We start from the raw sequence: 15,818 nt of genomic DNA, 5'->3' as shown, positions 1-15,818 counted from the left end.
TTCAGCCTCTTTTACTTTTATAAAAAATAAATATTACTATTAATCCTATTGTTTTAGAACTTGTAGTATTACATCATTTCCTATACTTGTTGTTATTTTAACAAAATACATTTCAGAAGACAAAAGTGAACTTCCTAAAGTTATACTCCCCGGGTTTTTAGAAAAATTCTTGTTTATAAGAAGTTGCCCTATGACATTATATACTTTTACAGAGATATTACCTTTACCAAGTTTAGAGGTGTTAAGGGTAAAGGTATCAAAGAAAGGATTAGGGGTTGCATTAGCATTTTCGGTATTTAAGTCATTTTTGGTTATTGAGTTTGATGAACGTGTATGAATAATCTCATTAGCATTTTTATTATATGCATAGTCTAGTATGGTATATGATTTTCCATCATTTGCTACAGATATATGGAACCATCCATAATGCTTCTTTTTATTGACTTCGAAAGTAAAACCTATAAACCCTGTTTTTCCGTTCCAGTTTGTGTATGATGGTGAACTTAATGTGTGACTGCTTGAATTTGATACAAAGTTGTTTGAACCATCTATTCCTTTTCCTTCTCCTATTAGGGATATATTACTAGTAGTTCCTTCGCACACCAAATCTTTATCGTAAGTTACTAATCGGCAAGAATCATTAGAGAACCAAGCACCAAAATCGCTATTATCTCCTATTTCTATTCGAAAAAACTTCCAAGTGTCAGATGAGTTTACAGTAATATCATCATTATCTACATAAACGATATTTCCTGCGGTAGTACAAGGAGAACAAGACCCTCCGCAATCTATTCCAGTTTCGTTTCCATTCTGGATACCATCATTACAAGTAGGATTGCCATTTGTTCCTGATTTTATCAATACAGTATAATCTTCTATTTCTCCATAAGCAAGTGTTCCGCACGCTGAAGGTACTTTGTTATACTCCATGGATACTCGCATTCTTGTGTTACCTTCTTTTGCATTATTAGGAACAGTAAAACTTCCTTTTACAGGATTGTCTTTTGATGGATCTTTTTTCCATATTTGTTCTCCAGAATCATTAAAATCACCATCCTGATTATAATCAATCCATACACTATATCCTTCTGAATATTCGTTTGATGACCACTTAGGAGTAATAGTAATCATGTTAGAAGAGCCTTTGGATAGGTTAGTGGATTCTGATGTATAATCACTGTATCCATTAGTTCCAGCATTAGAACTTTTGTCAATACTTCCTAATTGTACTCGACCAATATATTCATCGTTACTATTTTTGCTAGTCGCTGTACAATACGTATTCCCACCACCATTAGTGGTTTTAACATCTACGGTATTACTATATCCTGATGTATTACCTGCAACATCTTTGGCTTTTATTTTGAATCGGTATGTTGTATTAGCTGTCAATCCTGTTACAGTAGTCGTTGTAGTTGTTACAGAAGTTACCATAGAATTATCTTGGTAAATATCATATTTGGATACTCCTATATTATCAGTCGACGCAGCCCAAGATAATGATACCGACGTTTTAGTTATATTAGAGGCGGTTAGGTTGGTTGGAGCAGTAGGTGCTTCTGAGTCTCCTCCAGAAGACCCTGAGTATAAGGGAGCTTCCCATAATCCACGACCATAGGTTGCCGCTCTAATTTTACCAACTCCTTTATGAATATCTAATTCACTTACTATAACATTAGGCATTCCGGTAAAATATGGATCAAAATCAGACATTGTATTGTCTCTATAAAATACACCAGAGTCCATACCAATGTATAGCCCATCTTTTGTTTTATCCCATACTGCGCAGTTGGCAGGTAAATTAGGTAATGAGCCAGAATAATTTGTCCAGCTACTACCGTAATCTTCTGAAACATATACTTTTTCTCCCTGGGTATATCCTGATAGCGTTACTGCTACTTTATTGGCTTTGGTAGGATGTACTGCAATATATTTAATTCCGAGACCAGTAGGTAATCCATTACTGATTTTTGTCCAGCTAGAACCACCATTTTTAGATACACGAATGTCAATATCCCAAGTTTCACTGGCATATATTACATTAGAGTCATTAAAACAAACACCTAGTGCTCCAATTCTAAAGTTAGATCCAGAACCATTGTCCCATCCCCATCCGAATGAAGATAGTTTATCCCAGGATTGCATTCCATCAGTTGATCGATACACATCTCCTGCTCCAAGAAATATAGTGTTGTCAGAGGTGTTTGTAAGCGGAGTAACAAATGCGCCTCCGTTACGGTTTGGATTGGTAACAGATACATTACCGTTATTATAACCACCATTTATGGATTTATGTAAATCACCTGCATTTTGTTCGCATCCATACATGATTTTCTCATTATTTACATCAATCAAAGGATCACTTCCATCAGCACCTAACCATTCGTGCCAATCTCCGTCTGTGTATACAGTAGTTCCGTTATCCTGGGAACCTAAAGCGATAACATTACCATTAGTACGGCTAACCGCTAATTTATTAAATTGTCTATTGCCAATTCCTTCTGTTATATTAGTCCAGGAATCTCCATCATCTTGGCTAGTACATATTAATCCATCTGTTCCTACATAAAAAGTGTCACCTATATATTTCATAACATGAAAATCTGGATGTGTATATCCAATATTATTACCGTACTGCCATTCTGTAGTTTTTACAAAGCTACTACCACCATTAGTTGATCGATATGAATTTTGTTCTCCTACATGTATGAGTTCGGCATTAGTTTGAGAGGCAGCAACAGCATACATATAATATGTTCCGGTACCCTTAGCAGGATAAGATCCTCTTCTACTAAAAGACTCTCCGCTATCTGTAGATCTATATATACCTTTTGTTGTCATGCAATATATATAGTTAGGGTTTGCTTCTGTTACGGCTAGCAGCATTCTTGAGTCAGAAGGTAATCCTACTGATTTTTCTGTAAAACTACTTCCTCCATTGGTTGATTTATAGAATTTGTTGCTTCCATAACTTACGGCATATACAGTATTAGGGTTTCCGGGTTTAAACTCGATATCATCTATTTTCTCATGCCAGCCAGAATCTAAAACTTTTGTCCAAGTAGTTCCTCCATCGGTTGTTTTTTGTATTCCATGACTAAAACCAACAAAAATAGTGTTAGAGTCCGTAGGGTGCATAACCATACTTCTGATATGTGTTCCCTCGGATCTGGTAAAACTTAAACCTGTAGTGTTCCAGGAACTTCCTCCATCTGTTGATTTTAGGACACCTATAGAATTTGTTTTATTATCATCTTTATCTCCTATACCGATATAAATAACATTTGGGTTGTTCCAATCTATTGCCATTCCTGCAATGCCAATAACAGATATACCATCTGTTAAACATTGCCAGTTAGCTCCTCCATCGGTAGTTTTCCATAACCCTCCTGTTGGTGCACCTATAAAAATTTGGTTTTTGTTATTAGGATTTACTTCAATAACATCTATTCGCCCAATACCAGGAGCCCAGTGTCCTGTAACATTAGCACTTGATCGAGGTCCCATTTCTGTCCACGAAGCAGCAGATTTTGAAGCAAATTTTGATGTTTTTTTAGCAGTATACTCGCGCATAGTCTTGTTCATGTCAACAGGCTTATATTCTCCATTGATATTTGCTCGAGAACGTTTAAAACCATATAACCTCATAATTCTACCCGGTATAGAAGTATTTCCATTTTCTTTACTGGCATACTTCATATTATAAGCTTTTATAGCTTTATCTACTTCTAGAAGGTTGTCATTTCGTAAAAGCATTTCATGAATTTTTTCAGCATCTATTGCCTCTGGTGTTCTTTTATCTTCTTGAGCAGACAGAGACAAACTACCACTTAGAGACAAAGATAAAAATGCACTGATAAGAATTTTTTTTCTCATAATTGTATATTTTAGAATGTTTGTGTTCGAATAATGATCTAATTTTAGAATTGTTTGTTTGGTTAAGTAGGCTTACTGTATTTTTGGTTTAGAGTTTAATTGTATTTATGTGTTATTTTTAAATTCTTTTCTCGCAAAAAATGACTTGATTTTATCGACTAAATCAAGCATTCTTAGCCAGATTTCTATCATATTACATAAATCAAAAATGATTTATGTAATGATAAAACCATATAAGAAAATAATGCCCCTATAAAAGAGCCAGAAGTTGTAAAAATGATTACACTATTGTTCGGAAATTGGTAACCTGATATACCTTAGTATTTACTATGGTTATATATTAAGGCGTTACTTAAATAAAGGTGTAATGTTTCTGATTTTGATATCTTAATATCTGGGTGTAAGATATTATAGAAGAAGTTGGTTGTTTTCATTGTTAAGCTTGAGTTAGAGTTAGAGGTTAAAGTTAAATATTATAGGAAAAAAGAAATGGTGTCATATTACCATATAATATGTAAATATTACCTTCTTTTGCTTCAAAATAAAGGGTTTTAGCTTACTATAAATCTCAAGCCGATTTAGCCAAAAAAGGAGGTAGCAGGCAAACGATTAATGCTATGGAAAAGGTATAAATATATCCCATCAACAGTTCTTGCCTTAAAAATTGCCCAGCTTTTCAAAAAACATGTAGAAGATATTTTCTTTATGGAGGAGGAAGATTAGAAAACAAAAAAGCGTTCCAAATGGAACGCTTTTATGATTTGTGTGTGAAAAAGAGTGTTTATTTGGCTCCCCACTCTGCAAGGGAATCTTTATTCATTTTAACATAGTCGGCATTTCCTGCCTTCTCTGCTAACTCTAACGAAGTTTTTGCTGCTTTTATTGCCCCATCTTTATCTCCGGCCAAAGAATAAATCAAAGATTGTTGTCTATGGTACCAAAAAGCAGGCTCTTTACGTAGTGATATCGCTTTATCAATATGTTCTTTTGCTTTTGCAAAATCACCAGAATCTTTGTAAAAAGTAGCTGCCAGGTAGTGATCTCTATCGGTAGGACCTGCCATAGTTTTTTCGATACTGGCAATAGTTTGTGATTTTGCTGCAGTTGTTATCGTAACTGCAGCTTCTGTGTTTGCCCAAATAAAATTCATAACTGCAGAATCCATTTTAAAATCACTAAACATGATTGTAAATGTCTCTACATTCATAGGGATTGTATTTGATTTTACAGTTGCAGTAGCTGCTACTTTGGTATCATCCCATTTTTGTGGAGTACCCCAATTGTTTGCATCACTATAAAAAATTACTTCCCAATTTTCTTTACCTGGTTTTGTGAAAATTGCATATGTTCCTTTTTTTAACTCTTTACCAGCAACTTTTACATCATCGCTAAATGTAATTTGAGTATTTTTATTAGCTCCTGTTCTCCATAGCTTATCATAAGGCACTAAATTTCCAAAAATAGCTCTTCCTCGCATACTAGGGCGAGAATATTCAACAGAAACATCTGTCAACCCAATAACCTGTTCTATTTTAGAAGCAGGACTTGGTTGTGGTGCTTTTACCTGAGCTTCAATTCCTAAAGAAAATAAAGCCATAGAAAGAAATAAGATGATCTTTTTCATTGTAGTTAGTTTAGTTTGGTTTAAATTACTTAATGACGAAAATAAGGATTACAACATACATTAAAGGTTAACAAAAACTTAAAATAACTAATAGTATATTTGCGATCATTATAAAAAAGTAATGAGAAAATATATATCCGAAAGTATAGGAACCTTTAGTATGGTATTTTGTGGTACCGGTGCCATGACTATTAATGAAGTCACTGGTGGAGATGTCACTCACGTTGGTGTTGCAATTACCTGGGGGCTTATTGTAATGGCAATGATTTATGCCTTTGGAGAAATATCCGGAGCACATTTTAACCCTGCAGTTACTATTGCATTTGCATATGCCAAAAAATTTGAATGGAAAGAAGTACCTAAGTATATTGCTGCTCAATGTATTGGTGCCATAGTGGCTAGTAGTATTCTACTCTTTTTATTTCCTGAAAGTGAATTTCTTGGCGGTACTCTACCAGCATTCGATGATCTAAGAGCATTCGTTCTAGAGGCATTACTCACTTATTTTCTTATGGTTGTTATCATCAATGTTTCTACAGGCTCTAAAGAAACGGGTACTATGGCCGGAATAGCAATTGGAGGAGTTGTACTACTCGAAGCTATGTTTGCTGGCCCGATGACTAATGCGTCAATGAACCCCGCCAGATCACTGGGGCCCGCTTTATTATCAGGTCATTGGGAGCATCAATGGCTATATTTTATTGCTCCTGTTCTAGGTGCATTATTGGCTGTTTTAACCTGTAAGCTGGTAAAACCCGATAATTGCTGTACAGATTGTTAAACAATAGTAAGCTTAAAATCTAAGCCTATTTAAGTTATAGTACCCATTACTTTATTCACATAAACTGCTTTTTTGGTATTACACCATATAAAAATCATTCTTTTTAACATATATTTACAATTAATAAACAATACCCATATCCCCCAATGGAGCATTTTTCTAATGAATTTTGTAAAATAGACCTATACGATCAATATGCTATACTTACTATTAATGAAAATGTAGAATTTTCACTTAATAAAGCTTCAATATTAAGAGGTAAACTTAAAAAGCATTATGAAACAAAGAATTTTATAATGATTAGCCATCGTAAGTATGAGCACAAAGTCTCTCCAGATATATATAAACAAGGTTTATTAGACAACATGAAAGGATTGGCAATTGTATCTAGTAACGATAAAGAAAGAGACAAAGCTATTCTAGAACAGCCATTATACGGTAAATCCTTTGCGTTTTTTAGTACGCTAGAAGAAGCAAAATCCTGGGCGAAAAGTTTTTTCTGATAAAGCTTATCCTTATTTTGTTTAACAAAAATCACTATAAGTTAAACAAAAAATTCATACATTTGTTGGTATACTTTCGTAAGCTATGAAAATCTATACATTAAAAACAAAACAACACCTTCCTATATCTATAGAAAAAGCCTGGGAATTTCTTTCGGATCCGAAAAACCTAAAAACCATAACGCCAGAATATATGAAATTTCAGGTTTTATCAGGTGCTGATCGTAAAATGTACCCTGGTCAGATCATACAATATATTGTTACTCCAATCGCAGGAATCAAAAACAAATGGGTTACAGAAATAACACACGTAAAGAACAAGGAATATTTTGTAGACGAACAACGATTTGGTCCCTACTCGCTATGGCATCATAAACACTTCATTAAAGAAATTCCTGGTGGTATTGAAATGGAAGATATTATAGATTATAAAATACCGTTCGGGATATTAGGTCAATTAATTCACCCTATGATTGTAAAACCAAGATTAAAGGAAGTGTTTGAATATCGCAAAAAGAAATTAATCGAATTATTCGGAACATTAGAATCCAAAGCAAATAATGAAATTATATTTGTGTAAAACTTAAATAATGAGAAAAAATATTCTTCTTATAGGTGGAAGTCACGGAATTGGTTTTGAAATTGCTCTTAAACTATATAATGAGCATACTATTTTTATTGCCTCAAGAACTTCAGAGAATCTGGGAAATCTAGAAGTAACCCATATTCCTTATGATGCATCGAAGGATGAAATCGACACTTCTGTTCTTCCTGATAGAATCGATGGCTTTGTATATTGTCCGGGTAGTATTAATCTCAAGCCTTTCAACATGTTAACTCCAAAAGTATTTGAAGAAGACATGCAGATCAATTTTATGTTTTTGGTCAAAATCATACACGCCCTACTTCCTAAATTAAAAAATTCTGAACAAGCAAGTTTAGTATTTTTTAGTACCGTAGCCGTAAAGGTCGGAATGCCTTTTCATACCAGTATTGCCGCTGCAAAAGGTGCTATAGAAGGATTTGCAAAAGCATTAGCTGCAGAATATGCTCCAAAATTTAGAGTAAATGTTATCGCACCATCATTAACCAATACTCCTCTTGCAAAAGGATTATTAAGTAATGAAAAAAAGAAAGAACTTATGGATAATCGTCATCCTATGAAACGTGTAGGACAAGCAGAAGATGTCGCAAATATTGCACGTTTTTTGTTAAGTGATGATAGTAGCTGGATTACAGGTCAGGTTATAGGTGTAGATGGTGGTATGTCTACTCTTAATGTAAACTAATATGAGAAAGAAAGTCGCTGTATTCTGGTTTAGAAGAGATCTTAGATTAGATGACAATACAGGGTTTCTCGAAGCACTAAAAGGAAAGTATCCAGTCTTACCCATTTTTATTTTTGATACACACATTTTAGATCATCTACCAAAAAATGATGCCCGGGTAACTTTTATTTTTGAAACGCTGCAAAAAATGAGGTTAGCACTTCAACATCAATACAAAAGTTCTTTATCGCTCTATTACGGCACTCCTAAAACAGTTTTTGAAACCCTAATTTCTCAATACGAAATACAACAGGTATACACCAATCATGATTACGAACCCTATGCAAAAGAGAGAGATACTCTAGTCAAAAAACTTTTACAAACGCATAGCGTTCAATTACATACATTTAAAGATCAAGTGATATTTGAAAAAGATGAAATTGTAAAAAAAGATGGCAATCCATATGTGGTATACACCCCCTATAAAAACAAATGGAAAGAAATATTTGACCCCACCTTATTAAAAATTCATTCTACAAAGTTATATCTGGATAATTTGGTTAAGAATACCGATCTTGCTAATGTAACATTACAGGAAATGGGATTTATAACCTCATCTATCAAAATTCCGGATTATGATATTTCACCTCACCTTATTCAAAACTATGAGGCTACCCGAAATTTCCCGTCAAAAGAAAACGGAACTTCAAAAATAGGTCCTCATCTACGTTTTGGAACAGTAGGAATTCGATCGATTATCAAAAAAGCTATTGCCGAAGATAATCAGGTATTTTGGTCAGAGCTTATCTGGAGAGAGTTTTTTATGCAAATCCTATGGCATTATCCGTATACAAAGGACTCTTCTTTTAAACCGAAATATGATAGCATCGAATGGAGAAATAACGAACAAGAATTCGAAAAATGGATGAATGGTCAAACAGGGTATCCATTAGTAGATGCAGGGATGCGTCAACTTAATCAAACAGGCTATATGCATAATCGTGTACGCATGGTGGTTGCTAGTTTTCTATGCAAGCATTTATTGATCGACTGGCGGTGGGGTGAGGCTTATTTTGCAGAAAAACTAGTAGACTATGATATGTCTGCTAATGTAGGCAACTGGCAATGGGCAGCCGGTTCTGGTGTTGATGCAGCTCCTTATTTTAGAATCTTTAATCCTACTACACAAATCACCAAATTCGATAAACAACTTTCCTATATCCATACCTGGGTAAAAGATAGTAATGAGCTTACCTATCCACAACCTATGGTAGAACATAAAATGGCACGAGAACGTTGTCTTACAGTTTATAAGAAAGCCGTTGGTTAGGTAAAAAAATTATAACATTTTTTTAAAATTACCGATGCCGTTTTTTTTGTATTTTACACATATCACAAGTTATTCATAAACCAATAATTTTAACATCATGAACACACAAGAAGTGGCCAAACGTCTAGTAGAACTCTGTCGCCAGGGAGAAAATATGCAAGCTCTTAAAGAATTATACGCTCAGAATATAGTAAGTAAAGAAATGCCAGGGACACCTAATGAAGTAACTTCGGGTATTGATGCCGTGATTAAAAAAAGTGAGGATTGGTTTGCTTCTGTCGAAGAGTATCATGGTGGAGAAATATCTGAACCCGTAGTTGCAGAAAATCATTTTAGCTGTGCCATGAAAATGGATTGTACCTTCAAAGAGCAAGGTCGTATGCAAATAGAAGAAGTTTGTGTCTATCAAGTAAATGATGGTAAAATTACTGAAGAGCAGTTCTTCTATTCTATGCCAAACGAATAAATATATATAAACTTATAGAGAGGTTAGGTGTATATTACATGTGGTCTTTTATTATAAGAATTTCAAAATTTGCTGTAGTGCAGGGTTTCGATTGTCTTTTTTCCAAATAACAGAAAGTATTGCTTTTTGAGGTATTTTTGGGATCTCTAAAAACTTTACGCCCAGATCAAAACCCTGTTGTAATGATGTAGGAACAATAGCAACTCCTAACCCACTCTCTACCAATTTAAAAATAGTCTGTGCATGTACCGACTTATGTGTCACCTTGGGGGTAAATCCTTTATCCTCGCAGATACTCATAATTTTATCATAATACAAAGAACTATAATCTGATGAAAACAAAATAAAATGCTCATCAGATACTTGTGCAATACTTTTAAAAGTTTTTGAGGTAAGCTGATGCTCTAATGGTACTACCAAAGAAAATGAATCTGTATGAACTGTTTTCTTTTGTATACCTTCGGGCACACGTGCTAATCGTACAAAACCAAGATCTAGCTGATCTTTTTCTACAGCTTCTACCTGCAGATGATTAGACATTTCTTCTAAACTAAATTGTATATCGGGGAGTTCTTTATTAACCATAACCAATAGTTCTGGAATAACCGTTTGCATAGCAGATCCCAAAAAACCAATTCTAATCTCCCCATTACTCCCCTGATCAATCAAACGGGTTTGTCGTATCGTAAAATCAATATGGTTAAAAATATAATCTAACTCCTTCTTAAGATACACCCCTGCAGCCGTTAATGTTACCTTTCTTTTATTTCTCACAAAAAGAGCAACACCTATTATTTCTTCCATTTGCTTGATTTGCCTACTTAATCCCGGTTGAGAAATAAACAATCGATCTGCAGCTTTTCTGAAATGTAACTCCTCGGCTACTGCCATAAAATAGGTGAAGTGTCGAAGTTCTATTTGATAACTCATAGTTATTAATTAATGATCAAATTAGTATTTCTAATTATCAAAAATAGGTATTATTTTAGTAAAAAAATAGAAATACGCATATGTCAACGATAACAAACCATTTTTCATTTGGAGAAGATTACCTAACTGCAGGTATAGCAATACAAATTGCTCGTGGAGAAACCACCGGAGTTATCTCTGAAACTTCTCGCGATAGCGTAAAAAAAAGTCAGCAGGTAGTAGAAAATATTGTAGAAAAAGGAGCGCCTGTATATGGTATTAATACAGGTTTTGGACCACTTTGTACTACAAAAATATCTAAAGAAGAAACCAATATTTTACAAAGTAACATCTTACAAAGTCATAGTGTAGGTGTTGGCGAACCCATAGATACCGAGATTGCTAAGCTCATGCTCATTCTCAAAATTCAATCTTTGGCAAAAGGATATTCTGGTATTGCAGAAAAAACATTAGACAGAATTCTGTGGCATATTAATAATGATGCCATACCTATTGTTCCCAGCCAGGGATCTGTTGGAGCATCCGGAGACTTGGCCCCGCTCTCTCACCTGTTTTTACCTTTACTGGGATTAGGGAAAGTCGAATATCAAAATAAAGTAATCACCACAAAAGAGTTGTTTGACATCACAGGCTTAAAACCTCTTGATCTTGGTCCAAAAGAAGGATTAGCTTTAATCAACGGAACTCAATTTATTGCAGCACATGCAGTACAGGTAGTTGCAAAATTACATAGCTGTCTTACACAAGCAGATATTATTGGAGCAATGATGATCGAGGGATTGCAAGGTTCTGTAAAACCATTTTTTAAAGAACTACATCAATTACGCCCCTATAAAGGTAATATTCATGTTGCTTCAAGAATAAAATCTCTATTAAAAGGTTCTGAAATTATGGAAGACCATATCGATTGTGATCGGGTTCAGGATCCGTATTCTTTACGCTGTATGCCACAAGTGCATGGTTCATCTAGAAATGCATGGTTACATTTAAAAGAACTTCTCGAAGTAGAGCTAAATTCGGTAACCGACAATCCAATAATAATCAACGAAGAGTTAACTATTAGCGGGGGTAGTTTTCATGGGCAACCGCTAGCTATGGCTATTGATTATGCATGTTTAGCAGCTTCAGAACTAGGTAATATTTCTGATAGAAGAATTTACCTGGCATTAGAAGGTAATTCTCCTGGAGTTCCTAAATTATTAATGCAAGATACAGGTATCAATTCTGGATATATGATACTACAATATACTACTGCTGCTTTAGCAAGTGAAAACAAAGGATTATGTTTTCCATCCAGTGCAGATAGTATTCCTACCTCTCTTGGCCAGGAAGATCATGTAAGTATGGGATCAATCGGTGGTAGAAAAGCACTAAGAGTAATCGAAAATCTGGAAAAAATCCTAGCTATAGAGTTATTAACTGCCGCTCAGGCATTCGAATACAGAAAACCTTTAAAATCAGGGGTTATTCTAGATGAAATTCATAAAAAAGTACGAGAAGCCGTATCTTTTGCAGATAAAGACAGGGTATTTGCAGACGATATTGAGAAAGGAATCAAAATCATCCAAAACAAAACTATAATTACTACTGCTAATCAAGTATCCTTAAAAGAACACGTATCTCTGGAAACACAGTTTTCTAGTGAATTTGAACAGTATTAGTCCAAAAATTAAGTAGTTCCCTTAGCTTGATGTAAAGGAAAAAAATATAATATGACAACATATACATTAATAGGCCCGATCACGCAGCTTATACCGCTACAAAAAACGGGTAATAAAGGCACGATAAAAGATCAGGATCTCGAAATTATTGAGAATGCTGGTATTCTTATTGAAGGTGAAAACATTCATACCATTGGAGTGTTCTCTGATTTAAAAGAAAAGGCCCATGCGTTACATGCAGAAATCATAGAATTGCATACCGATCACGTATGTACTCCCGGATTTATAGATGCTCATACGCATATCTGTTTTTCTGGATCCAGGGCTAATGATTATGCCATGCGAAATGCAGGAAGATCCTATTTAGAAATAGCCGAAGCTGGTGGAGGTATCTGGGATACTGTTACCCAAACCAGAAAAGCAGAACAACAGATACTTACCGATGGAGTTATACAACGAGCTAACACCTTATTAAAAAGAGGAATCACAACTGCAGAAGTAAAAAGCGGATATGGGCTTTCGGTTACAGAAGAGCTTAAAATGCTACGCGCTATAAAAACTGCAAATATCAGTACAGCAGCAGATTTAGTCTCTACCTGTCTTGCAGGGCATATATTGCCGAAGGATTTTAACGGAGATCACAAAGCATACCTCGAAGAGATGAGCACTACCCTTTTTCCTATATTAAAAGAAGAACAGCTCACCAACCGAATTGATGCTTTTGTTGAGCAAGGCGCATTTCTCCCTTCTGATATCTATCCCTATTTTGAAAAAGCAAAACAGATGGGATTCGATATTACGGTACATGCAGATCAGTTTAATACCGGAGGTAGCGAAGTAGCTGTAAAAGTAGGAGCTATTAGTGCAGATCATTTAGAAGCCAGTACCGAGAATGAAATACAAATGCTAGCCCAAAGTAATGTGATTTCGGTTGCGTTACCCGGTGCTTCAATAGGCTTAGGATGTGATTTTACTCCTGCCCGAAAAATTTTGGATGCTGGAGGAGCATTAGCTATTGCCAGTGACTGGAATCCTGGTTCGGCACCAATGGGTGATTTACTAACCCAGGCATCTATTCTGGGAACATTTCAAAAACTAAGTAATGCCGAAGTTCTTGCCGGAATTACCTGTAGAGCGGCAGCAGCACTTAACCTAGACGACAGAGGAAGATTAATTTCTGGAATGCTTGCAGATTTTAACCTGTTTGAAACAGGGCATGTACATGAAATCTTTTATCACCAGGGAAAACTCCTTCCTTCCCAGGTATGGAAACGTGGAAAGTTAGTATAACTACAAATGGTATAAAATCAAATTTCAATGGCTTGTATCGAATTCGATTCTGTAACAACCATGAAACTAAAAAAAAATAAATATGAATTTCAAAGAACAAATACTTCAAGGGATTCCTAAAACAATGCCTCCAAAGAGATCTTTGGATTCTAAAATTAGCCGTGCCCCAAAAAGAAAACAAATTCTTTCTAACGAAGAAAAAAAACTCGCGCTTAAAAACGCATTACGCTATTTTCCGAAAGACTGGCATAAAGAACTTGCCAGTGAGTTTTTAGATGAACTAAATACATTCGGTCGTATCTATATGTATCGTTTTATGCCAGAATATACGATGTATGCTCGTCCTATCGATGAATATCCTGCAAAAACAAAACAAGCAGCAGGAATCATGCTTATGATTCAGAATAACCTTGATCATGCGGTCGCACAGCACCCGTACGAACTAATTACTTATGGAGGTAACGGTGCTGTATTTCAAAATTGGGCGCAGTATATACTCACGATGCAGTATCTGGCTACAATGACCGAAACACAAACGTTGCATATGTACTCGGGGCATCCCATGGGATTATTTCCTTCTTCAAAAGATGCGCCCAGAGTGGTTGTAACCAACGGAATGATGATTCCTAATTATTCAAAACCCGATGATTGGGAAAAATACAATGCCCTGGGGGTAACACAATATGGGCAAATGACCGCAGGGAGCTATATGTATATTGGTCCTCAAGGTATTGTGCACGGTACTACTATTACCGTAATGAACGCTTTTAGAAAAACATTGAAACCCGAAGAAACTCCTGCTGGTAAAATCTTTTTAACTTCTGGGTTAGGAGGAATGAGTGGTGCACAACCAAAAGCCGGAAATATTGCAGGATGTATTACCATATGTGCAGAAGTAAACCCAAAAGCTGCCCAAAAACGCCATGAGCAAGGCTGGGTAGATGAAATCCTTGATGATTTAAATGATTTGGTAACCAGGGTTCAAAAAGCGATGGAGCAAGAAGAAACTGTTTCTATTGCCTATCAAGGTAATGTTGTAGATATCTGGGAACGTTTTTATGATGAAAATATCTACATTCAATTAGGATCTGATCAAACATCATTGCATAACCCCTGGTCTGGAGGGTATTATCCCGCGGGACTAAATTATGAAGAAGCCAATACCCTGATTAGCAATGATCCCGAAGCATTTAAAAACAAAGTTCAGGAATCGCTTCGCAGGCATGCTAATGCCATTAATAAACATACGGCAAGAGGTACCTATTTCTTTGATTACGGAAACGCGTTCTTACTCGAAGCTTCTCGTGCAGGAGCAGATATTATGGCAAAAAATGGTATTGATTTTAAATACCCCTCTTATGTACAGGATATTTTGGGACCTATGTGTTTTGATTATGGATTTGGACCTTTTAGATGGGTATGTACTTCTGGGAAACCAGAAGATCTGGACACTACAGATCAGATTGCTCTAGAAGTAATGGAAGCTATCAAGAAAGTTTCTCCAAAAGAAATTCAACAGCAGATGCAGGATAATATTACCTGGATTAGAGAAGCCAAGCAAAACAAACTTGTGGTTGGTTCTCAAGCTCGTATTTTATATGCCGATGCCGAAGGAAGAATCAAAATTGCTGAAGCCTTTAACAAAGCAATTGAAAGTGGAAAAATCTCGGCTCCGGTAGTTCTGGGGAGAGATCACCACGATGTGAGTGGTACCGATTCTCCTTATCGTGAAACCAGTAATATTTATGACGGTAGTAAATTTACTGCAGATATGGCAATTCATAATGTGATCGGAGATAGTTTTAGAGGAGCTACCTGGGTATCTATCCACAATGGTGGTGGTGTTGGCTGGGGAGAAGTAATCAACGGTGGATTCGGGATGTTACTTGATGGAACCGCAGAAGCTTCAGAAAAACTGGAACGTATGCTATTTTATGATGTAAATAATGGAATCTCAAGAAGAAGTTGGGCTCGAAATGAAGAAGCACTGTTTGCTATAAAACGTGAAATGGAAAGAACTCCACAACTTAAAGTAACATTACCTAATTTGGTAGATGAAGAATTCTTAGAAGGTTTTATATAAGTTCAT

General features: G+C 35.5%; 12 protein-coding genes. 9 read left to right on the top strand and 3 right to left on the bottom strand.

Features of this window, described 5'->3' with window-relative positions; all coding sequences use genetic code 11:
* Nucleotides 1-45: 45 nt before the first annotated feature.
* Nucleotides 46-3,876 (bottom strand): GEVED domain-containing protein, encoded by a 3,831-nt coding sequence (locus tag DK441_RS22660; protein ID WP_109852873.1) that lies wholly within the window; start codon nucleotides 3,874-3,876, stop codon nucleotides 46-48.
* A gap of 781 nt (nucleotides 3,877-4,657) precedes the next feature.
* Nucleotides 4,658-5,500: a DUF2911 domain-containing protein gene (locus DK441_RS22655; protein WP_109852872.1), complete on the bottom strand. Its 843-nt coding sequence runs from the start codon at nucleotides 5,498-5,500 to the stop codon at nucleotides 4,658-4,660.
* Nucleotides 5,501-5,621: 121 nt separating this feature from the next.
* On the opposite strand from DK441_RS22655, the gene DK441_RS22650 reads away from it, so the two are divergent.
* The 6 genes from DK441_RS22650 to DK441_RS22625 all read left to right on the top strand — a co-directional run bounded on the left by DK441_RS22650 (nucleotide 5,622) and on the right by DK441_RS22625 (nucleotide 9,848).
* Nucleotides 5,622-6,281 (top strand): MIP/aquaporin family protein, encoded by a 660-nt coding sequence (locus DK441_RS22650; RefSeq protein ID WP_109852871.1) that lies wholly within the window; start codon nucleotides 5,622-5,624, stop codon nucleotides 6,279-6,281.
* Between the two features lie 146 nt (nucleotides 6,282-6,427).
* Entirely contained in the window at nucleotides 6,428-6,784 is a 357-nt protein-coding gene (locus tag DK441_RS22645) for a hypothetical protein (RefSeq protein ID WP_109852870.1), read from the top strand.
* 85 nt (nucleotides 6,785-6,869) lie between these two features.
* Nucleotides 6,870-7,364: an SRPBCC family protein gene (locus DK441_RS22640; protein ID WP_109852869.1), complete on the top strand. Its 495-nt coding sequence runs from the start codon at nucleotides 6,870-6,872 to the stop codon at nucleotides 7,362-7,364.
* 10 nt (nucleotides 7,365-7,374) lie between these two features.
* Entirely contained in the window at nucleotides 7,375-8,073 is a 699-nt protein-coding gene (locus tag DK441_RS22635) for an SDR family NAD(P)-dependent oxidoreductase (protein WP_109852868.1), read from the top strand.
* A 1-nt stretch (nucleotide 8,074) separates the two neighbouring features.
* Nucleotides 8,075-9,382 (top strand): deoxyribodipyrimidine photo-lyase, encoded by a 1,308-nt coding sequence (locus DK441_RS22630; protein ID WP_109852867.1) that lies wholly within the window; start codon nucleotides 8,075-8,077, stop codon nucleotides 9,380-9,382.
* A gap of 97 nt (nucleotides 9,383-9,479) precedes the next feature.
* Complete coding sequence (locus DK441_RS22625) at nucleotides 9,480-9,848, top strand: nuclear transport factor 2 family protein (protein WP_109852866.1); 369 nt, start codon at nucleotides 9,480-9,482, stop codon at nucleotides 9,846-9,848.
* 51 nt (nucleotides 9,849-9,899) lie between these two features.
* On the opposite strand, the gene DK441_RS22620 is transcribed toward DK441_RS22625, so the two are convergent.
* Nucleotides 9,900-10,778, bottom strand: a complete 879-nt coding sequence (locus DK441_RS22620; protein WP_109852865.1) for a LysR family transcriptional regulator — start codon at nucleotides 10,776-10,778, stop codon at nucleotides 9,900-9,902.
* 80 nt (nucleotides 10,779-10,858) lie between these two features.
* On the opposite strand from DK441_RS22620, the gene hutH reads away from it, so the two are divergent.
* From hutH to DK441_RS22605, 3 genes are all read left to right on the top strand, one after another.
* Nucleotides 10,859-12,439 carry a histidine ammonia-lyase gene (hutH, locus tag DK441_RS22615; protein WP_109852864.1) on the top strand — a complete coding sequence of 527 codons (1,581 nt, stop codon included), beginning with the start codon at nucleotides 10,859-10,861 and terminating at the stop codon, nucleotides 12,437-12,439.
* A gap of 51 nt (nucleotides 12,440-12,490) precedes the next feature.
* Nucleotides 12,491-13,729, top strand: a complete 1,239-nt coding sequence (hutI, locus tag DK441_RS22610) for an imidazolonepropionase (RefSeq protein WP_109852863.1) — start codon at nucleotides 12,491-12,493, stop codon at nucleotides 13,727-13,729.
* A gap of 82 nt (nucleotides 13,730-13,811) precedes the next feature.
* Nucleotides 13,812-15,812 (top strand): urocanate hydratase, encoded by a 2,001-nt coding sequence (locus DK441_RS22605; RefSeq protein ID WP_109852862.1) that lies wholly within the window; start codon nucleotides 13,812-13,814, stop codon nucleotides 15,810-15,812.
* Nucleotides 15,813-15,818: the final 6 nt, after the last annotated feature.

The sequence above is a fragment of the Aquimarina sp. AU58 genome (assembly GCF_900312745.1).
GTDB classification, from domain to species: Bacteria; Bacteroidota; Bacteroidia; order Flavobacteriales; family Flavobacteriaceae; genus Aquimarina; species Aquimarina spinulae.
Note: the sequence above shows the minus strand (reverse complement) of the source record. Positions and strands in the feature narration are given on the sequence as shown.

Excerpts from the sequence above, each read along its gene's own strand:
- DK441_RS22660 (WP_109852873.1), bottom strand. The coding sequence starts at position 3,876 with ATGAGAAAAAAAATTCTTATCAGTGCATTTTTATCTTTGTCTCTAAGT.
- DK441_RS22655 (WP_109852872.1), bottom strand. The coding sequence starts at position 5,500 with ATGAAAAAGATCATCTTATTTCTTTCTATGGCTTTATTTTCTTTAGGA.
- DK441_RS22650 (WP_109852871.1), top strand. The coding sequence starts at position 5,622 with ATGAGAAAATATATATCCGAAAGTATAGGAACCTTTAGTATGGTATTT.
- DK441_RS22645 (WP_109852870.1), top strand. The coding sequence starts at position 6,428 with ATGGAGCATTTTTCTAATGAATTTTGTAAAATAGACCTATACGATCAA.
- DK441_RS22640 (WP_109852869.1), top strand. The coding sequence starts at position 6,870 with ATGAAAATCTATACATTAAAAACAAAACAACACCTTCCTATATCTATA.
- DK441_RS22635 (WP_109852868.1), top strand. The coding sequence starts at position 7,375 with ATGAGAAAAAATATTCTTCTTATAGGTGGAAGTCACGGAATTGGTTTT.
- DK441_RS22630 (WP_109852867.1), top strand. The coding sequence starts at position 8,075 with ATGAGAAAGAAAGTCGCTGTATTCTGGTTTAGAAGAGATCTTAGATTA.
- DK441_RS22625 (WP_109852866.1), top strand. The coding sequence starts at position 9,480 with ATGAACACACAAGAAGTGGCCAAACGTCTAGTAGAACTCTGTCGCCAG.
- DK441_RS22620 (WP_109852865.1), bottom strand. The coding sequence starts at position 10,778 with ATGAGTTATCAAATAGAACTTCGACACTTCACCTATTTTATGGCAGTA.
- hutH (WP_109852864.1), top strand. The coding sequence starts at position 10,859 with ATGTCAACGATAACAAACCATTTTTCATTTGGAGAAGATTACCTAACT.
- hutI (WP_109852863.1), top strand. The coding sequence starts at position 12,491 with ATGACAACATATACATTAATAGGCCCGATCACGCAGCTTATACCGCTA.
- DK441_RS22605 (WP_109852862.1), top strand. The coding sequence starts at position 13,812 with ATGAATTTCAAAGAACAAATACTTCAAGGGATTCCTAAAACAATGCCT.